This window comes from Herbidospora sakaeratensis (assembly GCF_001570525.1).
GTDB classification, from domain to species: Bacteria; Actinomycetota; Actinomycetes; order Streptosporangiales; family Streptosporangiaceae; genus Herbidospora; species Herbidospora sakaeratensis.
In genome coordinates, this window is the sequence record NZ_BBXC01000013.1 from 241,966 (window position 1) to 262,152 (window position 20,187).

The following is a 20,187-nucleotide window of genomic DNA, read 5'->3' on the forward strand; positions in this document are numbered from 1 at the left end:
GCCCTCACCGTAGTCAGCGCGACGACGGGTGTCGTGACCGCCGGAACCGCACGAACGCCCAGTACGCGAGCGAGGCCACCGCGAACGCGGCGAACAGGCCCAGCATCTCCCGCACGGAGTCCCAGTCGAGCTCGACCGCCTTCTCCGACTCCTTGCCGTACACGATGTGCACGAAGGCGAACAGCGCGACCGCGACGATCACACCCCACACCCGACGGCTCCACCGGGTGAGCTTGTAGCCGTCGAGGAACGGCAGCGGGATCAGGCCGAACAGCACGCTCTGCACGCCCATCACGAAGACGGCGGCGAAGATCGTGTCGGCCCGCAGGACCGCGGGGTCGACGCTCGCGCGCAGCGCCTCGTCGTGCGAGGGGGTCCAGGCCAGCCAGGCGACCAGGCTCAGCGTCAGCGTGGCGACCGCCGCCACGAGCACGGCCCGCGCCCGGTCCTCCTCGGCGCCCCGCTCCTGCGCCGAGACGAAGACGGTGATGATCCCGTACACGTAACCGGGATCGAGCCCCAGCCAGAACGACCCGAGCGCGCAGACGGCGGCCACCGCCAGCCCTCCCGGCAGCACCCGGAACGAGCCCGCGATCCCGGTCGCCCACCGGATGAACACCTCGTTCACGACCGTGTACGTGAGGCAGGTCAGCAGGAACGCCACGAGATACCCCAGAGCGGTGTCGAGGGTCCGGTCGTCCGGCGGCGACACGAGCGTGAGCAGCCCCGCCCCCGCCGCCCCGGCCACCAGGAACTGGACGACGACCGGCACCCGGCCCAGCGCGTCGCGGACGCCCCGCAGCATCCGCGACCGCTCGCCGAGCTCCCTGCTGTGCTCGTAGGCCTTGTTGAAGATCTCGGCGGGGAAGCCGAGCAGCAGCACGATCAGCACGCCGAGCACCAGCGATCCGGCGAGGTGGCCGAGCCGCCACGACACCTCCCCGGGCCCCTGGACCGCCGTCGCGAACGCCGGCCTGACCCACACCTCGGGGATCGTGTACGTCGCCGCGGCCGTGGCCCGCCCGCCGCAGACCAGCGACACCGAATAGACGCCGGCGCCGCGGTCGGGGACGGTGAAGTCGCCTCCGGCCGGCACCTCGCGCAGCCGGGTCAGCGGCCGGTCCTCGTCGTCGAAGCGCAGCCGGAAGGTGGTGCACTCGGCGGGGAAGGCCCTGCCGATCGCGGTCACCAGGGAGCCGGGCGGGCCGACGTTCCTGACCAGCTCCAGCGTGGCGTCGGTCGTCGGAAGCACGTCGTACTGCTCGTGGCTCACCGGCTCGACGGCCCCGGCGCAGCGGGCCGCGACCTCGTGCCGCCCCAGGGGCATGTTCTCCGGGACGGGCAGCTCGGCGTGGAAGACCCCGTCGGCCGGCCACGCGCTCCGGGCGGGCCGGCCCGCCCAGCCGAACCTCACCTCGCCGCAGGCGAAACCGCTCCCGTGGAGGGTGACCCGCTCACCGCGCTCCCCGTGCCCGGCGCCGAGCCGGAGCCTGACCGGGGCCGGACGCGGCGTGGGCCGAGGAGCGTCGCGGGGCGTGACGGCGGTGACGGTGAGCCGCCCCTGGGCGGCGCGCCGTTCATCGGCCGCGCACCACGCGCGGATGGTGCGGGGACCGGGCCCGGCGTCGCGTGGCAGCCGAACGCGGGCCCGGAAGCCGCCGTCGCCGCCGGTGGTCGCCGAGCCCCAGGTGTGCCGCACCTCTCCGGCGGCTCCGGCCCGGTCGCCGCAGTCGAACATCGTTCCCTGGACGACCACCTCCGCGCCCGGCCCGGCGCGCTGCGGCCACACGTCCAGCCGGGGAGTGCGCGGGACCACGTCGAAAGACGCGGTGAGGGGCGTGCCGCCGCAGGTCAGCACGATCTGGCGGGGACCGAAAACGGCGTCGGCGGGCACCGGAACAGACGCGGTGAACGCCCCGCCGGTCACCGTGACGGGCCGGGCCGTCTCCTGGACGCCGTCCCAGGCCAGAGTGGCGTTCGCGCAGGTCAGACGGGTCCCGCGCACCGTCACGAGGCTGCCGGCCGGGCCCTTCGCCGGGGATCGGGCCAGCACGGGCCGCGCCGGCACCTCGACGACGCCCGTCGCCGCTTCCGGCGGCCGGGAGTCGCAGAAGGCGCTGATCCGATGCGTCCCCGGCGCCAGGTCCTCGGGCAGCGTCAGGACGAACGTGCCGTCGGGCCCCGCCGACGTGGGGATCGACCGGGTTCCGCCGATGGTGACGCGCATGGGCCCGGCGTGCGCCCCGGGTCCGGGGCCGCAGGAGAAGCCCGCGCCCGTGATCTGGATCGCCGACCCCGGGTGCGGGGACGGCGCCTGGCCGACGGCGACGACTCCGAGGGGAATGCGCGCGACCTCCTGCGTGCCCTCGGGGCAGTGCGCGACGACGTCGATCACGTGGTGGCCGGCCTCGACCTCCGGCACCGTCAGGGAGGCGGTGAGATCGCCTTTCTCGCCGACCCGGGCGTCGGTGCCCGTGCCCGCCAGCACGAGTCGCACCGCGCAGCGGTAGCCGTCGCCCCTGACGGTCACCGTGGAGCCGCGCATGGCCATGGCGACGTCGGCCGCGGCGGTCACGACGGTGAAGACGCCGCTGTGGTCGCCGAGCTCCTGCCCCAGGCAGCGGATCGTCACCTGGCGCGGCCCGGGGACGGCGTCACCGGGCACGGCGAACCGCACCGAGGAAGGGTCCGACTCCATCGGCTCCACGAAGGCGCCGTCGACCGACACCGAGTAGCCGGCCTCGCATCCACCGGCGGGCTCGGCCCTCACCATGGTGCCCGCGACACCCCACCGGGGTGTGAGCGTCAAGTCGGCCGCCGCCGGCCCGAGCAGGCTCGTCACGACGCCCAGACCGATCACGACCCACGTTCGCATCGGCGGATCCTCCTCCCACACCGCGCCCTTCATGAGTGGGGAGTGCGGGACCGGCCCGGAGATACAGGGGGACGTGAAATCATTCGGCACATGATCATTCGATTACTGAGCACGACGTAGGCCGCCGTGGAACGCGCACGGCAGCTGACCGGCGAGGTGCTTCTGTGCCTCTTCCTGGTCCTCCTGGCCACCGGCGTCTACTCGGCGACGCGGCCCACCCCTGCGATCCTCGACTACGACGGGTCTCTGGAGTCCGTGTACTCGATGGTGAGCTATTACAACGGGCACGAAGGCCTGTCCGCCTACGTGCTGCACGCGGACGTCTCCACGATGTTCCTGGCCGGCTCGGTCGTCTGGGCGCTGCTCGGCCGCTACCGCGAGGGCCCCGCCGTGTTCGCGCTCGGCCTGCTGATGCTCCTCGTCGGCAACACGTGGGTGCACCTGGTCGCCGCGCTGGTCATCGCGGTCATCCTGGTACGCAGCTCGTGGCTGGAGGCCAGAGTCAACCGGCGCACCCCGGGTTACCTGGCCGCGACCCTGGCCTTCACGGCGTTCCTGGTCGTCGTGATCTAGTGTCCTGAGGCGTTAATGCGTTGTCAGTGGGCAGCGAGGTCACATGCCGTTGCCGACAGCAGTACCGATCGTGCTCACTGACGACGAGCGGAAGCAGTTACTCGCCTGGTCCCGGCGCCCTTCCAGCGCTCAGGCCATCGCGTTGCGATCACGAGTGGTGCTCGCCTGCGCGGACGCATCCGGGACCACCAACGGGTCGATCGCCGAAGGCCTGGGGATTTCCCGCGCCACGGTGACCAAATGGCGCAACCGCTTCGCCGCCGATCGGCTCGAGGGGCTGCTGGACGAGCCGCGGCCCGGCCGCCCCCGGACGATCACCGACGCCGAGGTGGAGAAGGTGATCACCACGACCCTGGAGTCCGCCCCCAAGGACGCGACCCATTGGTCGACCCGGTCTCTGGCCGCTCAGGTGGGCTTGTCGCAGACCGCCGTGTCCCGGATCTGGCGGGCTTTCGGGCTCCAGCCGCACCGGCGCGAGGCCTGGAAACTGTCCAAGGATCCGCAGTTCATCGACAAGGTCCGTGACGTGGTGGGCTTATACCTCGACCCGCCTGAGCGCGCCGTCGTGCTCTGTGTGGATGAGAAATCCCAGATCCAGGCCCTGGACCGCACCGCCCCGGTACTGCCGATGCTGCCCGGCACCCCGCAGCGGGCCAGCCACGACTACGTCCGCGCCGGGACCTCCAGCCTGTTCGCCGCGCTGGACCTGGCCACCGGCAAGGTCATCGGCAGCCTGCACGCCCGCCACCGCGCGATCGAGTTCAAGAAGTTCCTGGCCACCCTCGACCGTCAGGTGCCGCCCGATTTGGAGGTGCACGTGGTGCTGGACAACGCCTCCACGCACAAAACCCCGGCCGTCAAACGCTGGCTGGCGGCCCATCCCCGCTTCGTCCTGCACTTCACCCCGACCAGCGCCTCCTGGCTCAACCTGGTCGAACGCTGGTTCGGCGAGCTGACCACCAAGAAACTGCAGCGCGGCACCCACCGCAGCGTCCGCGAACTGAACCAGGACATTCTCGACTGGATCGAGACCTGGAACGACGCCCCGCGACCCTACGTGTGGACCAAGACCGCCGACCAGATCCTCGAATCCATCGCACGCTACTGCAAGCGAATCAACGACTCACGACACTAGGTGTACTTGGTCATGGACTTGGTGACAGTCGGCTGATGGGCGGCCTGCCGCCAAGGGCTGAGTGTGGCCGGGTGGTGTTGTAGTACTCCAGCCAGGGGCCGAGAGCCTGGGTGCGGTGCTGGTTGCTGGCGTAGGGCCGGCGGTAGGCCCATTCGGTGGCCATCGTGCGGTTGAGGCGTTCGGCTTTGCCGTTGGTCCAGGGGCAGTGTGGCCGGGTGAACTTCTGCCGGGCGCCCAGTGCGGCGCAGGCCTGCTGGAAGGCGTAACTGATCCGGTAGTTCTTGGCGTTGTCGGTCATCACCCGCTGAATGCGGGTGATGCCCTGGCTGGCGAGAAAGGCCGCGGCCCGGGTCAGGAAGGCGGCGCAGGTGGTGCCTTTCTCGTCGGTCAGGACTTCGATGTAGGCCAGGCGGGTGTGGTCGTCGATGGCGGTGTGCAGGTAGTCGTAGCCGATGCCGCGGCCACGCGGGGATCCGTCGCGGCCGTGTGCGCGGTGGCCGCCGCCCTCGGGGATGCGGCCGAGTTTCTTGACGTCCAGGTGGATCATGTCGCCGGGCGCGGGATGCTCGTAACGGCGCTCGCCTTTGCGGCTGGCGCGGATCGGTTCGCCGGTCAGCGGGTCACACATCGCCAGCCGGGCGACGCCGTGGCGGCGCAGGATCCAGGTGATCGTCCGGGCCGGCACCCCGGTGGCCACGGTGAGCCGATCGGGTCCGGCCCGCAGGTCGGCGCGGGCCTGGATCACCGCCTGCTCGACCTCTGGCGGGGTGCGGCGCGGGCTGGTGCGGGGCCCGCTGCGCCGTTCCCTCAGTCCTGGCCAGCCTTCCTGCCGGTAGCGGCGGACCCACCGGTGCGCGCATTGTCGGGAGACGCCCAGCTCGGCGGCCACGTGCGCGACCGGGCGGTCGTCGAACACGACACGGCGAACCAGCAGACATCTGCCGTGAAACGTCAACCGGGCATTAGCGTGACCCATCAAGACCTCCGTGCGTGCGTGAAGCGGCTAACTCCACTACGCCCGGAGGTCTTCTCCATGATCAATCGCCGATGGCCATGTGTCACCAAGATCTCGGCCAAGTACGGCTAGCCCGGCGTCATTCGGCGCGGAAGACCCCCTGGACACCGATGAGGTTTCCGCGCCGCGCCCGTCTGTACGTGAGAGAACCCACTGACGAAAGGCCGGCACGATGCGGAAACTGACCTTCGCCATGAACACGACCCTGGACGGCTACATCGCCGCGCCCGGCGGCGACCTCGGCTGGAGCGCGGGGGAGGGACCGGACTCCTCGCCGGGCGCCGAGCTGTTCCGGTTCTGGTCCGACCGGGTGGGGGCGACCGGCCTGTCGCTGTACGGGCGCAAGTTGTGGGAGGCGATGGTCCCCCACTGGCCGACCGCCGACCAGCGGCCCGGCGCCACCCCGGCGGAGATCGAATACGCCCGCCGCTGGCGGGACATGCCCAAAGTGCTGTTCTCCTCGACGATCGGCGCGGTCGACTGGAACACCCGCCTGTGCGCCGGCGACCCGGTCGCGGAGATCACCCGGCTGAAGGCCGAGGACGGCGGCCCGATGGACATCGGCGGCGCGACGCTCGCCGGGGCGGCCATGCGGGCCGGCCTGATCGACGAGTACGTGCTGGTCACCAGGCCGGTCCTGGTGGGCGGCGGCACCCCGTTCTTCACCGCGCTCGACAACTGGGTGAACCTGAACCTCGTCGAGACGCGGACCTTCCCCGGCGGCGTGCTGCTGACCCGCTACGAGACGAGGCGCTGACCGGTCTGATCACAACGTCGCGGGCAGGCCCAGCCATGCCTTGCCGGCGACCTCGAATCCGGTGAGCTCGGCGATCTTCCCGTCGACGACGCGCAGGACCGCGAGGTTCAGCAGGCGGTGTACGGGGTCGCCGGGGGTGCGGACGTACAGCGCGGCGGCGGGCATGCGGTTGACCGTCGTGGCGACGCAGCGCCAGTCGTCGTAGCCGCGCTGGAAGAGCCCCCCGGCGACCCACCCGTCCACCGCGTCCCTGGCCGTGACGTCCACGGCGCCCGAACCCGGCAGCATGACGAAACGCAGGTCCTCGCGCAGCAGCGCCGTCAGCCCGTCGAGGTCGTTGCGCTCATGGGCGTCCATGTACGCCCTCACCACGCCGCGCTCGCCCTCCGACAACTCGTGCGTGGCCGGGGTGCGCCAGTCGAGCCTGCCCTGGGGCAGCTGCTCACGCACCGTCACCCGCGCCCGCTGCAGCGCACTGGTCACCGACGCGACGGTCAGCTCCAGGACGTCGGCGGCCCTGGCCGCCGGCCAGCCCAGGACGTCACGCACGATGAACACCGCCCGCTGCCGGGGCGGCAGATGCTGGACGGCGACGATGAAGGCCAGCTCGATCGTCTCCCGCGCCACCGCCGATTCCTCCGGCAGCATCCGGTCGGGGTAGGGCTGCAGGTAGAGCAGCTCGTCCGGCACGGGTGCGCGGCCGTCGCGCTTCTCCAGGAAGTCCAGGCAGGCGTTGGTCGCGATCCGGTACAACCAGGTCCGCAGCGCGGCGTCGCCCTTGAACGACTCCCGCTTGTGCCACACCCGCAGGAACGTCTCCTGCGTCAGGTCCTGGGCGTCCTCGTAGTTCGCGGTCATGCGATAGCAGTGGACCTGCAGCTCACGCCGGTAACGCTCGGTGATGAGCGCGAACCGTCCCGCGTCGTCGGAGCGCGCCGCCGCGATGAACGCGGCCTCGTCGCCCGGCAGTCTGGCGTCGGTCATGGTCGTCAATCCTTCCGTAGGTGACCACCAGAACTGACGACGCGACGACGGATTTCTGAGCGGTCCGACGGGGGGTCCCCGTCCACATGAGCGAAGGCGGGCAGGGCGCCCTTGGCGACCAGGGCCATGGCCTGCGCTTTGACGCCGAACATGGCGGCCACGGCCGAGCCCATCTGCTGCGGGCTGCCGTCGAAGGCCTCGTCCAGGGCCCGCAGCAGCGCGCGGTAGGCCCGGTTGAACTCCTCCGACGAGGCCGTCGTCGTGATCGGGTAAACGCCCGCCGGGTCGACCGTGATCGGGTCGCCCGTCGGGCCGGAGTTCGGCGTGTCGCCCCGCTGGTAGCGGCGGCCCGCCTTGAGCTCCAGGAAGCGGTAGTAGTGGGCGACCTCGTCCCGTTCGGGGTGGAAGACGTCCTTGTCGCCGTCCCAGACCTCGTCGCGGGCCATGCCCTCGCCCTGTTCCACGATCTCCTCCAGCGCCGCCAGCCCCGACTCCAGGTCGGTGACCGCGATCAGCCGGCCGGCCGTGTGGCGGAAGTGGCTCGCGCCGATCTGGCGGGAGGGATCGCCGGCGAAGACGGCCTCCTCGCCCAGCCGGGCGCACAACGCGCGCAGGCCCTTCTCGATCGCGGCGTAGAACTGGCCGATCGTCTCGTAACCCTCCGCCCGCGCCGGAGTGCCCTCGGGCGTGGGCGCTTCGAGACGCAGGAAGTTCTCCAGCGCCTCCGGGCCGAACGGCTCCAGCGACAACGTCAGGTTGCCGTGGGGCAGCGTCCGCGGGAACGGCTTCATGTTCTCGGGCGTGTCGAGCCGGGGCCGGCCGCCCACCGCGTTCAGCAGGTTGGCGGCCAGTGTCAGGTGCAGCATCTCCTCCGCGAACACGCTCCCGACCACGTCCACCGCCTCGGGGTTGCGCTCCGGATCGAGCGTGTAGAGCGCGCACAGGTAGGGCGGGAGGGTGGCGTGCTCGAGCTCGACCGCCCACTGCAGGTGCTCTCGCAGATCGTCGAGTGTCTCGGGCGTCCATGCTCCGGACATGTGATCACTTCCCCTGGTCGTTTCGTTGCCGGACGTCAGCCAGGACAGGGGAGAGCCGGGAATTGTGACAGGTGTCAGAGAAGCTGAGGGCGACCACGTGCGTGGTCGCCCTCAGTGACGATCACGTGCCGGGCAGGACCTGGATGGTCTTCGAGGTCGTGATCGGCGCGAGCGAGTCGTCGTCGGTGTAGGCGCGCATCGAGTCGTTGGTCACCGTCACGGTCACCGTGCCGGGGTTCAGCGCGGTGAGGGTCCGGGTCTTCGGGTCGAGGATCGCGACCCTGCCCTTGCGGACCGCCGTGTCGACGGCGTCCTGCCCGCTGCCGATCGCCAGATTGGACGACCCGCTCCAGTCGACCGACATCGGGTAGCGCAGCGGCACCACACGGGTGCCCGCCGACACGCCCGACGGCTGCACGATGCTGCCGGAGAGCTGCGCCGTCTCGTCCACCTTGAGCGAGTCGGGGGTGGTCAGCGTGATCGACTGGGCGAAGGCGCGCACCTCGGCCTCGAGCCACTGCTTGTCCGCGTCCCGCCGCGTGTCGACCGACCAGTTGACCCAGCCGGTGAAACCGCCGCGGTCCGGCGTGCCGTAGGGGTCCTTGCCCGACGACGGCAGCACCATGTACTGCACGCCTTCGAGGCGGTGGACGTCGGCGATCTGGGCGTGGGAGCCGACCATCGCGGTGCCCTTGCCGGTGTCGTCGCGGAAGTCCGTGAGCAGGTTCTCGATGAGCGCGACCTCGTCGCGGTCGCCGAGCTGGCTGGAGTTCGTCTCGGCGGGGTCGTCCACCGGGTGGTGGGCGAAGACCACGACGTTGTGCACCGAGGTGTCCTTCTCGGCGTCGCCGAGCGCCTTCTGCAGCATCGGCAGCTGGTCCCACGCCGTCGAGCGCAGGGACCCGAGCGAGCTGGCGAGCAGGATGAACCGCGTGCCCTTGTGGTCGAACGTCCGGTACGGCCGGCCGAACTCGTTGGTGAAGTTCGTCAGGTCCGACTGGACGTTGTTGAGGCCGTAGGACTCGTGGTTGCCCGGCACGTAGTAACACGGGATCGAGCCGGCGTCCGGGTTCGGCGTGCTGTCCGCCGCCGGCTCCTGGCCGACCGGGATGAGGTCGCACCCGGCGTCGGTGAGCACCTGGCGGGCCAGCGCGAGGTCCTGCGGCAGACCGCGGTCGGTGATGTCACCGTTGAGGACGAGCAGGTCCGGCTCCGTCGTGCGGATCCGCTTGATCGCGGCCGTCGCGACCTGGGTCAGCGCCGGGTTGTCGGCCGTGAACTGCACGTCCGACAGCGTCGCGAACCGCCACGTGCCGGCGCCCTCGGGCAGCGTGCCGTCGTCGGAGATGAGCGGGTCGGGCCGCAGATCGGGCTGGGCGGGCAGGTCGATCGACGTCGGGACGTCGGCCTCGATGCGGTCCAGGACGAACGTGCCCGCCTTCTGCTGGGGGACGCTCGTGTTGATGCCCTGGAAGCCCGAGATCGAGATCGGGAACGGCGTGTTCGCCGGCAGCGTGAACGACGCGTACTGCCAGTCGGCGCTCGCGGCCAGGGCGGAGCCGTAGATGCCGGTGCCCTTGCCGGTCGCGTCGGTGTAGGCCATGTAAGTCAGGCCGTTCGGCACGCTGATGCTCGACTTGATCCGCATCCGCAGGCGCAGCGGCTGGCCGGGCACGGGGACCCGCCGGGCCGCCGACGCGGCCGTGATGCCCACGTTGCGCATCGCGGCGAAGTCGATCTTCAGGCCGTCGGGGTCGGCCGAGAACGTCGTGGCCGCGGTGCTGTTGTTGCGCCAGCGGGCGAGCACGTCGTCGTCGAAGTCGTAGACCGTCTTGGTCTCGACGCCGACCGTGATCGGGAGCTGGACCGACGCGCCGCCGACCGAGACCGTGAGGATCGTGCCCGCGGCGGTGAGCGGGATGATCTTCAGCTTGCCGTCTGCCGACTGGATGTCGACGACGTCGTGGTCGTAGTCGAGCGCGAGGTCCCGCGGGTCGATCGGGGCCGTGTACCCGTGGCCGTCGCGGCCGGTCACGGAGACGGTGACCGCGTTGGCGGGCGTCGCCTCGGCGATCGACAGGCGCTGCGACGACAACTCGACGTTGTCGACCGGGTCGAGGACGGTGACCTTCGCGGGCTGCGCCACGGCGGAACCCACCCGCGCGTCCACGGTGATCCGGCCGTTCGGCTTGGCCGGGGCCACGAGGGTGCCGCCGTCGACGGACGCTCCGCGCGTGGACCACCGCACGGACTCGGAGTCGACGTCCACCGGCGTCTGGTGGTCGTCGACGCCCTCCGCGACGAGCGCGAGGCGCATCCCCGGGAAGACCTTCAGGTCGCCGTCGGCCGACGCCGCACCCGGCGCGGGCTTGATCAGGAGCTCGTGCAGCTTGCCGTCGCCCTTCGCGACGAACACGCCCACGCCGTTCGGGTCGTTGCGCTCGCGGCCGTCGGACGGGACGTTGCGGACGGTCGCCTCCTCCTGGCCGAGCGCGCGGGCGACCATCGTGGTCGAGCCGCCGCCGTCGAGGTTGACCGCGGTCTGCACGCCCATCGCGACGAGGTCGCGCGCCTCCTTGTCGATCCCGACGCCGCCCTTGCCGGTGCCGCCCGGCCCGTCCCAGGTGGCGAGCACGAGCGTGCGGCCGTCGTCCTTGAAGCCGAGCGCGGTGCGCGGGGCGATCGAGGGGTCGAGGCCGGGGACGACCTGGCCGCCGGTGACGACGGTGCCGCCGTGGCCGAGCGCGAACTTCATCGTCTTCGCGGCGTCGTCGGCGAGCGCGTAGCTGAGCGTCACCGGGTCGCCGGGCTGCAGCGCGCGGATCGCGGTCGCCGCGGCGCCGCGCCCGACCAGGGAGAACCCGTCTTCGGGAATGGCCCCCGAGCCCGCGGGACCGTTCGGGGTGACCGACACCACCGAGCCGTTCCGGACCAGCACCTCGGCGATCTGGTCGTTGGCCACGCCCGTCAGGCCGCGGTTGCGGCTGTATTCGCCCCACGCGGAGGTGAACGCGATCAGGCCGTCCGCGGGGACCCCGCCGCCGTTCGCGGCGTTGACGGACAGCACCTTGTGGTCCGCGCCGGCGAAGTTCGCGGCCGCGTCGACCATGAGGTTCACCAGCTGGGCGACGCCGTCCTTGCTGACGCCGACGTGCTGGCGGCCGCCGATGTCGGCGGTCTTCCTGAGCTGCCCGTCAAGGACCTCGCCACCGAGCGCCGCATTGGAGTTCCCGATGTCGAAGAACTCGCCGTTGACGCCCGCGACGGCGCCGGCCTTGTTCGCGGCCACACTGAGCGGCCCACCGGAGGCGACCGGCCCGGCGGTCAGCAAGTCGGTGCTGACCGCCTTGTTCGACAGGTCCACGGTGAGGAACTGCGCGTCGTACCAGCCCTTCTGGTCGACCGCCTTCACGTGCTGTAACTTGATCCCCGGCCCGATCTTCTCGGTCGTGTTGATCAACGGGATTCCGCCGGTGACCGGTTGACCGCCGTCCGCGTACACGGCGGCGGGTGTGACCGCCAGCGTGGTCGCCGCGGCGAGCGCCACCAGCAGGAACTTCGTACGTGGATGGTTCGGGACCATCGATTTCATGGGTACCTCGGGTCACGTGATGACACGGGGGCGACGCCCCCGCTGCGCCCAGTTGGATCAAGGGCACAAGCACCTGATTAAAGAGATCACCGAAGAAGTGCTGGTGACGCCCTCACGAGCAGGCAATGAAGGCTTGCGGAAGAGGCGTCATGTGACATGCCACTGGAGACGACCGCTCGCGAATCGTTTGGAGATCAGGGCCCCCGCTCTGCAATCTTGCTCCGAAGGCGTCGACCCTCTGCTATTCAGCGAGGTGGTCCTGGCACTCGGCATGCCGGAATTGGTAGATCGGGCCGCCCGCGCGAGGGTGCGCGGGCGATGGGTGGGTTTGGGTCTATTTTGCGGGGTATGGCCAGCCCGAACGGGCCGCGCCCTTGATCGTGGATGACGCGGTGAACCTGATCTCGCTCGGCCGGACGGCGCCCACCATGGCGTGCGCATCCGGCGGCGGCTCGTCGGTGTCACAGGCGTCGTTGCCGGATTCACAGTGGTGGACCTGCCTGGCCGGAGCGCCGGCCAGGCAGGCAACCCAAGATTGTCTCCCTGCTGGTGTGCGAGGCATACGCAGAGGAGATCCGATGGAACTGACAGCCACGACGACCATCCGCAAACCCACATCGGAGGTCTACGCCTTCTGGCGTGACCTGGAGAACCTGCCGACCTTCATGGCACATCTCGAGGAGGTCCGCACCACCGGCGACCGGACGAGCCGCTGGGTCGCCGACGCGCCGTTCGGCAAGGACATCGCGTGGAACGCGGAGATCGTCGACGAGACGCCCGGCGAGAAGATCGCCTGGCGGTCGACCGGCGACGCCGACGTGCCGAACGCGGGCACGGTCCGGTTCGTGCGCGCTCCGGACGGCGTGAGCACCGAGGTGCACATCTCTCTGGTGTACGACATCCCAGGCGGCACGATCGGCAAGGCGGTCGCCAAGTACTTCGGCGAGGAGCCCCACCAGCAGCTCGACGACGACCTGCGCAGGCTCAAGCAGGTGATAGAGACCGGCGAGGTGGTCAGGTCGGACGGCGCCCCGTGGGGCAAGCGGGCCCGCGAGGAGTTCCCGCAACGTCCGGCGCAACCGCTGTCGGACGCCGAACTCGCGAAGGGAGCGGACCGATGAGGGCCAACACCTGGGCGGGCCGCAACAAGGTCGAAGTCCGTGACGTGCCGGACCCGAGGATCCTGAACAGGCGCGACGCCATCGTCAAGATCACCTCCACCGCGATCTGCGGCTCGGACCTGCACCTGGTCGACGGCTACGTCCCCACGATGCAGGACGGCGACGTCATGGGCCACGAGTTCATGGGCGAGGTGATCGAGGTCGGCCCGGACGTCCCGCCGGAGCGGCTGCGCGTCGGGGACCGGGTCGTCGTGCCGTTCCCCATCGCCTGCGGGGCGTGCGGCGCCTGCGCCGCCGAGTTGTACTCCTGCTGCGAGAACACCAATCCCAACGCCGGGATCGCGGAGAAGATGTTCGGTCACCCGGTCGCCGGGATCTTCGGCTACTCGCACCTGACCGGCGGCTTCGCGGGCGGTCAGGCGCAGTACGCGCGGGTGCCGTTCGCCGACGTCGGCCCGCTGAAGATCGAGTCGGATCTGGCCGACGAGCAGGTGCTGTTCCTGTCCGACATCCTGCCCACCGGCTACATGGGGGCCGAGATGTGCGACATCCAGCCCAGCGACGTGGTCGCGGTGTGGGGGGCCGGTCCGGTCGGCCAGTTCGCCATGGACAGCGCCCGGGTGCTCGGCGCCGCCAAGGTCATCGCCATCGACAAGGAGCCCTACCGGCTGCAGATGGCCGAACGGGCCGGCCACATCCCGGTCAACTTCGAAGAGGTCGACGTACGGTCCCGGCTGCTCGAACTGACCGGAGGCCGGGGACCGGACAAGTGCATCGACGCCGTCGGCCTGGAGGCCACCCACGGCAGTGCCCACGTCGCCGCCTACGACCGGGTCAAGCAGGCGGTCCGGTCGGAGACCGAGCGTCCGCACGCGCTGCGCCAGGCGATCATGTCGTGCCGCAGCGGCGGCGTGGTCTCGGTGATCGGCGTCTACGGCGGCCTGATGGACAAGTTCCCGGCCGGCGCGTGGATGAACCGGTCGCTGACCCTGCGCACCGGGCAGTGCCACGTGCAGCGCTACATGAAGCCGCTGCTGAAGCGCATCGAGGGCGGGGAACTGGACCCGACTCGGATCATCACCCACAGGCTGCCGCTGGAGGAGGCGGAACACGGCTTCGAGATCTTCAAGAACAAGGAGGACCACTGCGAGAAGGTCGTCCTCAAACCCTGACAGCCAGCCGCATCTGCCCGCCGAGGCCTCGGGATCCACCAACACGATCGCCGACCAACTGGTGCCAGATTCGCCACCCGTGACCACCCGCATCCGTCGAGTGTGAAGCTCTGATCTTCACTTCGGCGGCGAGGTGCTCCGGGAAGCCAACTCGCCAGGCAGCCCGATAGGTAGCCACCGGATCCGCCCGCCGTGCATGGCCGCGACTTCTCCTGAGAGCGCTCTCGGGGCTAGGGTCCAGAGCGCTGTGGCGATGGAGAGCGCAGGTCCCCATGAGCAGGTTGAGGCCGACGATCGAGGATGTCGCACGGGCTGCCGGCGTGTCGCGCGCGACGGCGTCTCGTGTGATCAACAATGCCCCGGGTGCGTCCGGGCAGCTACGCGCCCGGGTTCAGGCGGTGGTGGCAGAGCTGGGTTACCGGCCGGACGAGGCGGCCAGAGCGCTTGCCTCGGGTCGGCGGCGCGCTGTCGACCTCGTCGCGGTGACCTACGGCCCGGGCATCGGCTGGTTGGGTACCCATCCGTACTTCAGCCGTGTGCTGGCGGGGATGATGCCCGTGCTCGAAGGTGTCGGGGCGCAGGTGCGGCTGCACGCCGTGCCCGAAGAGAAGGCCGCCGAAACGATTGATGAGATCGCCGCCGACGCCACCCTCGGGGCCGTGCTGGCCGACATCACCCCGGCGCTGGCGGCGCGGTTCTTCCGCCGGTGCCGCCGGGCCGTCTCAATGGTGCCCACCGACTCATCGGTCCCCAGAATGGAGGCCGACAACGTCGGCGGTGCCTACGCCGCGGTCAAACGGCTCCATGAGCTCGGCCGACGGCGGATCGCGGCCGTGCACGGGCCCGCACTCAACCCGTGCGCCATCGACCGGCGTACCGGATATCTGCGCGCGGTGCGAAGCCTCGGGCTGACGGAGCTGAGCGCCGAGGGCGGCTTCCACCGGGATGGCGGACACCATGCCGCGACCCGTCTGCTCGAAGAGCACCCGGACATCGACGCGATGTTCGTGGCCTGCGATCTGGCGGCCGCCGGAGCCGTCCAGGCCATCACCGCCAGTGGCAGGAGGGTGCCCGGCGACGTGAGCGTCATCGGCTTCGACGACAGCATCGCCGCTGTTTGCGCGAACCCGCCGCTGACCACGATGCGGCTGCCCGTCGAGGAGATGGCGGCGGCCGCGGCCCGCCTGCTGCTGGAGGACAACGTGACACCGGGCCACCGGCGACGCTTCCCGGTCGAGCTCGTCATCCGCGACAGCGCCTGAACCCCCGGGACACGGACATGCACACCTCGGCGCTCCGGCTGACGGTCACCTCGCCCCTGTATCGCGGCGCGACGATCGCACTGTTCCTGTCCGGGCTCGGGTTCTCGGCGGCGGCACCTCAGATCGCGTCGTTCCTGGTCGAGGACCTGGACGCCTCGCTCGCCGCAGCGGGCCTGTTCTACCTGACCAACCTGACCGCGCCGGTGGCCGGCTATCTGGTCGGGGCCCGGTCCGACCGCACCGGCAGGCGCCTGGGCCTCTTCCGGGTCTGCGCCGTCGTGGGATTCGTCGGCTGGTCGGCCATCGCGTTCTCGACGCGGTTGTGGATGCCCTACGTCATCAGCGCCGTCGTGCTCGCGTTCGCCGGCGCGGCCACCTCCCAGCTCTTCGCCGCCGTACACGACGAACTGAAGGCTCACCCCCATCCGAACGGCGACGGCGTGATAGCCGTCGTGCGGATGGCCCTGACCGGCGGCTGGGTGGTCGGTCCGGTCGCAGGAGCCTTTCTCGCCGCGCACACCTCGATGCGGTTCATGCTTTTCGCGACGGCAGTCTGCACCCTTGCCCAGATCCTCCCGCTTGGTGCGCTCAGGACAGTGCCCGCCCCGCCCGCAGCTGACGATTCCGTCCCGCGCGGGCCCGGACTGCGGGCGATGGTGCCACTGCTCGCATTCACCACGTTGTACGTGCTCGTCTACGCGGGGGAGCCGATCAAGTACGCATATCTGCCGATCTACATGAGGGAGCAGCTGGGCTTCCCCGCTGGGCTCAGCGGCGCGATCATCGGGATCCAGCCACTGGTCGAGATCATTCTCATGCCCGTGGCCGTGCTCGCGGCCCGGAAGGTCGGGATGATGCGGCTGATGGTGATCGGCGCGGCCTTCGGGGTCGCCGCCAACGTGTGCTTCGCTTTGGCCGGCACGGCGGCCGGGTTGTTCGCCGGTCAGATCCTCATGGGCGGCGTCTGGGGGATCTTCGCCGCACTCGGGATCATCGTCGCCCAGCGTCTTCTTCCCACGGCCGTCGCCACCGCTTCGGCCATCTTCCTGAGCAGTACCGCTCTGGCCTCGGCCCTGGGCGGAGCCGCCGGAGGCGTCGGAGCGGCCGTCACCGGACTGCCCATGGTGTTCCTCGTCCCGGCGGCACTCGGGCTCTTCGCGGTCCTCGGCCTGACCGTCATGACCGGCTGGACCGGCACCACCAACGTGTCGTTGCGGTGAGGACCGTCGCACACCTCCATCTCCGCGGGGGGCAACGGCATCCGGCTCGCATCCACCAGCCAACCGGTCAAGGAGTGGTGGACGCCTGCGGGCGACAGCAGGTCTCCCGCTTCCTCATCGCGTAGATGAATACGACACAGTCGAGTACGTCATGGTGCCAGGCGTGTTGCACACTGCGACCAGCCGCTACCCGGATTCGGCCGCCTGCCACGCGGTGAGAAGCTCGGCGCTGAGCGCCGCGGGCGCGTCCTCGGCGACGTCGGAGTAGAGCTCGGGCAGGCGCGGGTATCGCCTCGGCCGGCACGCGCTGGTGGTGCGCTTCCAGCCCGGTCAGTGCGGTGTGGACGAGGACGGCATTGGTACTCCTCCAGCACGCTCCCTGTTTACTCTGCGGCGGCGGGAGTCAGCTGGGGCGTACGGACGGCTTTGCGGGCCGGGGCGAGGGCAGCGGCGAGGGCGGCTCCGAGCAGGAGGAGGGTCAGCGCGGAGAAGCTGTGGATGTAGCTGGAGTCGTACGGCAGGCCGGAGGGCTGGAGGTGGCTGGTGACCAGGAGGCTGGTGATCGCGGTTCCGATGGCGCCGCCGACGGAGCGGAGGTTGGCGTTCATGCCGGTCGCGGCGCCGGTCTGCTCGGCAGGTACGCCGCCGACGATGAGGTTGGCCATGGATGAGAAGGCGAGACCGACGCCGAGGCCGAAAACGCCCGCCGCGACGGCGATCTGCCACTGCTGGGTGTGCCACAGGGCGAGGATGGCGCAGGCGACTGCGGCGAAGACGGCCCCCGAGATCAGCAGGCGTCTGGCGTCGACCTTGGGTTCCAGGCGTCCGCTGACCACACCGGCGACGAACATCGCGATCAGCATGGGCGACATGAGCAGTCCGGACGTGGTGACGCTGGCGCCGAATCCGTAGCCGGCGGAGCGGGGCGTCTGTACGAAGCCGGGCAGGAACGACCAGACTGAAGACATGCCTGCGCCGAACAGCAGAGCGGCGGCGTTCGTGGTCCACACGGACCGCACACGCATGATGCGCAGGTCGATCAGCGGGCTGCGGGAGTGGGACTCCGCGAACAGCCACAGGGCGAAGAGCACGACGGCCGCGGCGAACAGCGCGATCACAGCAGCGGAGCTCCAGCCCCACCGGCTGCCGCAGCTGACCGGCAGGAGCAACGCGACCAGCCATCCGGACAGCAGCACCGCGCCGGACCAGCTGACCCGTCCCTTCGCCCGTCGGGGCGACTCGGGGACATGGCGCAGGGCTAGCAGGGCGGTGACGGCGACGATGACGACGGGAAACCAGAACAGCCAGCGGTAGTCGAGCCCGGCCACGATGGGACCGGCAGCGACTATGCCGACGCCGCCGCCTGCGGCGATCACGGCGGACAGGTTGCTGATGCTGCCGCTGACCCTGCCGGGTTCGAACTGGTCGCGGATGATGCCGAAGGACAGTGGGAACACCGCGCCTCCGGCGCCCTGAATGACGCGGGCGATGATCAAGACGCCGACGTTCGGAGCGAGGGCGGCGAGCAGACAGCCGGCGAGGACGGTCAGCAGGACGGCGACGAGGGTGCGCTTCTTGCCGGCCAGGTCGCCGACCCGGCCTATGATCGGGGTGCACACCGAGGCGGACAGCAGGTAGGCCGTCATTACCCAGGTGGCGGTGGATTGGGAGGTGTGCAGTGCGTGTTGGATGGTCGGCAGAGCCGGCGCGATCAGTGACTGCAGCATGGAGAACACGCCCGCCCCGCTCGCGAGGACCGCGAAGATGAGGCGGGTGGACTTGCTGGGCATGGGGTCGTCTCTCCGGGGAAACAGGGGCGTCTTGACGACGGCGCGGGACAGGTCGCGGGTCTCGCGCATGCGGGTGGCACGCCGATACAGCGATCGCGGGGAGCGGTCACGGCCAGGAGGTGGGCCTGCCGACCGCACTGCGGGTGGTTCCGGCCCGGTAGGTCTGCGCCTCTCCGGTCGGCTACGGCTGCCGGAGCCGGGTGATGGACTTGTGCTCGATGTAGCCGGTGAGTCCGACCTTGCCGTACTCGCGGCCGAGGCCGCTGGCCTTGTAGCCGCCGAAGGGGCCGTCGAAGCTGATGGGCGAGCCGTTGAGGGTGATGGTTCCGGTGCGCAGCTTGCGGGCGACGGCCAGGGCGCGCTCGGGGTCAGCGCTCCAGATGCCGCCTGAGAGGCCATATTCGGAGTCGTTGGCGATGCGGACGGCGTCGTCCTCGTCGTCGTAGGCGATGACGGCCAGGACCGGGCCGAAGATCTCCTCCTGGGCGATGCGCATGGAGTTGTCGACGTCGGCGAAGAGGGTCGGGGTGACGTAGTTGCCCTTTTCCAGGCCCTGGGGGACGTGCGGGCCGCCGGTGACCAGGCGGGCGCCCTCCGCTATGCCGATGTTGATGTAGTCGATGACGCGCTGCTGCTGGTCGGGGCGGATCATCGGGCCGATGAAGGTGTCGGGGGCGGAAGGGTCGCCGACCTGCAGCGATTCGACCATGTCCTTGAGCGCGGCGACGACCTCTTCGTGACGCTCGCGGGGGACCAGGATGCGGGTCTGCAGGATGCAGGCCTCGCCGTTGTTGCCGAGGGAGCCGAAGCGCAGGCCCTGTACGGCGGCGTCCAGGTCCGCGTCCTCCAGGATCAGAGCCGCGGACTTGCCGCCCAGCTCCAGGCTGACCCGCTTGAGGTGCTCTCCGGCGATGGAGGCGATGCGCCGGCCGGCACGCGTGGAGCCGGTGAAGGCAATCTTGTCGACGTCCGGGTGGGACACGAGGTACTCGCTGGTCTCGCGGTCGGCGGGAAGGATGCTGAGCACGCCCGCGGGAAGCCCGGCCTCGTGCCACAGGTCCGCCAGCAGCATCATGCTGAGGGAGTTCTCCGGGGAGACCTTCAAAACAACCGTGTTGCCGGCCAGCAGGGCCGGGATCAGCTTGGCGGTGGCGGCGGAGAACGGCGAGTTCCACGGGATGACCGCGGCGACCACGCCGATCGCCTCACGCCGCACGATGGTGTCGAAGGCCACCGACGGGTCGGAGGGTTCGATGACCTCCTCCCAGCCGAACTCCTCGGCCGCCTTGAGGTAAGCGTTGACCTGGCGGGTCAGGAAGAGCTGGCCGACCTTGGTGAACCAGCCGGCCGAGCCGTTCTCGACGGAGATTGCCTCGGCGACCTCGTCGGCGCGGGCGGTGCGCAGGGCGTCGTAGCGCCGGATGATCTCCTGCCGCTCCTCGGGCGTGGTGCGCGGCCAGAGGCCGTGGTCGAAGGCCTCGCGGGCCGCGGCGACGGCCGCGTCCACGTCGGCGGGTGCGGCCTGGGCCACGCGACCCAGCACCGACTGGTCGTGGGGGGAAAGAATGTCGAGCAGCTCCGGGTTGCTGGGGGTTACCCAGGAGCCGCCGATGTAGAGCCTGTCGCGAACAGTCATGTCTGTCGATTTCTTCGT

The 20,187-nt window shown here is 70.4% G+C and carries 14 protein-coding genes; 7 read left to right on the forward strand and 7 right to left on the reverse strand.

Translation table 11 applies throughout. From position 1 onward, the window contains the following. Positions 1 to 13 precede the first annotated feature (13 nt). On the reverse strand, positions 14 to 2,875 hold the full coding sequence (locus tag AW271_RS22310; RefSeq protein ID WP_062339333.1) for an FGLLP motif-containing membrane protein: 2,862 nt from the start codon (positions 2,873 to 2,875) through the stop codon (positions 14 to 16). Positions 2,876 to 3,001: 126 nt separating this feature from the next. Between AW271_RS22310 and AW271_RS22315 the strand changes: the two genes are divergently transcribed. Both AW271_RS22315 and AW271_RS22320 read left to right on the forward strand, forming a co-directional pair. After that, complete coding sequence (locus AW271_RS22315) at positions 3,002 to 3,448, forward strand: hypothetical protein (RefSeq protein WP_062339334.1); 447 nt, start codon at positions 3,002 to 3,004, stop codon at positions 3,446 to 3,448. Positions 3,449 to 3,491: 43 nt separating this feature from the next. After that, the gene (locus tag AW271_RS22320; RefSeq protein WP_062339335.1) at positions 3,492 to 4,583 is read left to right on the forward strand and encodes an IS630 family transposase; all 1,092 of its coding nucleotides are present in this window, start codon (positions 3,492 to 3,494) and stop codon (positions 4,581 to 4,583) included. A gap of 10 nt (positions 4,584 to 4,593) precedes the next feature. On the opposite strand, the gene AW271_RS22325 is transcribed toward AW271_RS22320, so the two are convergent. After that, positions 4,594 to 5,559 carry an IS481 family transposase gene (locus AW271_RS22325; protein WP_062339336.1) on the reverse strand — a complete coding sequence of 322 codons (966 nt, stop codon included), beginning with the start codon at positions 5,557 to 5,559 and terminating at the stop codon, positions 4,594 to 4,596. Between the two features lie 211 nt (positions 5,560 to 5,770). On the opposite strand from AW271_RS22325, the gene AW271_RS22330 reads away from it, so the two are divergent. Further along, positions 5,771 to 6,355: a dihydrofolate reductase family protein gene (locus AW271_RS22330; RefSeq protein ID WP_062339337.1), complete on the forward strand. Its 585-nt coding sequence runs from the start codon at positions 5,771 to 5,773 to the stop codon at positions 6,353 to 6,355. A 9-nt stretch (positions 6,356 to 6,364) separates the two neighbouring features. Here the strand turns inward: AW271_RS22330 and AW271_RS22335 are convergent, their stop codons facing one another. From AW271_RS22335 to AW271_RS22345, 3 genes are all read right to left on the reverse strand, one after another. Further along, positions 6,365 to 7,339, reverse strand: coding sequence for an RNA polymerase subunit sigma-70 (locus AW271_RS22335; protein ID WP_062339338.1), 975 nt, complete (start codon positions 7,337 to 7,339; stop codon positions 6,365 to 6,367). Positions 7,340 to 7,344: 5 nt separating this feature from the next. Then, complete coding sequence (locus AW271_RS22340; protein WP_062339339.1) at positions 7,345 to 8,376, reverse strand: ferritin-like domain-containing protein; 1,032 nt, start codon at positions 8,374 to 8,376, stop codon at positions 7,345 to 7,347. A gap of 121 nt (positions 8,377 to 8,497) precedes the next feature. Next, positions 8,498 to 11,968 carry a phosphodiester glycosidase family protein gene (locus AW271_RS22345; protein ID WP_083977042.1) on the reverse strand — a complete coding sequence of 1,157 codons (3,471 nt, stop codon included), beginning with the start codon at positions 11,966 to 11,968 and terminating at the stop codon, positions 8,498 to 8,500. A 578-nt stretch (positions 11,969 to 12,546) separates the two neighbouring features. Here AW271_RS22345 and AW271_RS22350 point away from each other — a divergent pair. The 4 genes from AW271_RS22350 (at position 12,547) to AW271_RS22365 (ending at position 16,743) form a co-directional block, all read left to right on the forward strand. Continuing rightward, positions 12,547 to 13,089 carry an SRPBCC family protein gene (locus AW271_RS22350; protein ID WP_062339341.1) on the forward strand — a complete coding sequence of 181 codons (543 nt, stop codon included), beginning with the start codon at positions 12,547 to 12,549 and terminating at the stop codon, positions 13,087 to 13,089. Further along, on the forward strand, positions 13,086 to 14,261 hold the full coding sequence (locus AW271_RS22355) for a zinc-dependent alcohol dehydrogenase (RefSeq protein ID WP_062339342.1): 1,176 nt from the start codon (positions 13,086 to 13,088) through the stop codon (positions 14,259 to 14,261). The genes AW271_RS22350 and AW271_RS22355 overlap by 4 nt, the downstream gene beginning before the upstream one ends. A 272-nt stretch (positions 14,262 to 14,533) precedes the next feature. After that, positions 14,534 to 15,523 carry a LacI family DNA-binding transcriptional regulator gene (locus tag AW271_RS22360; RefSeq protein ID WP_063818070.1) on the forward strand — a complete coding sequence of 330 codons (990 nt, stop codon included), beginning with the start codon at positions 14,534 to 14,536 and terminating at the stop codon, positions 15,521 to 15,523. Positions 15,524 to 15,540: 17 nt separating this feature from the next. Next, positions 15,541 to 16,743, forward strand: a complete 1,203-nt coding sequence (locus tag AW271_RS22365) for an MFS transporter (RefSeq protein WP_062339344.1) — start codon at positions 15,541 to 15,543, stop codon at positions 16,741 to 16,743. 383 nt (positions 16,744 to 17,126) lie between these two features. On the opposite strand, the gene AW271_RS22370 is transcribed toward AW271_RS22365, so the two are convergent. Beyond that, the gene (locus tag AW271_RS22370; protein ID WP_218008126.1) at positions 17,127 to 18,602 is read right to left on the reverse strand and encodes an MFS transporter; all 1,476 of its coding nucleotides are present in this window, start codon (positions 18,600 to 18,602) and stop codon (positions 17,127 to 17,129) included. A 112-nt stretch (positions 18,603 to 18,714) separates the two neighbouring features. Next, the gene (locus AW271_RS22375; RefSeq protein WP_062339345.1) at positions 18,715 to 20,169 is read right to left on the reverse strand and encodes an aldehyde dehydrogenase; all 1,455 of its coding nucleotides are present in this window, start codon (positions 20,167 to 20,169) and stop codon (positions 18,715 to 18,717) included. Positions 20,170 to 20,187: the final 18 nt, after the last annotated feature.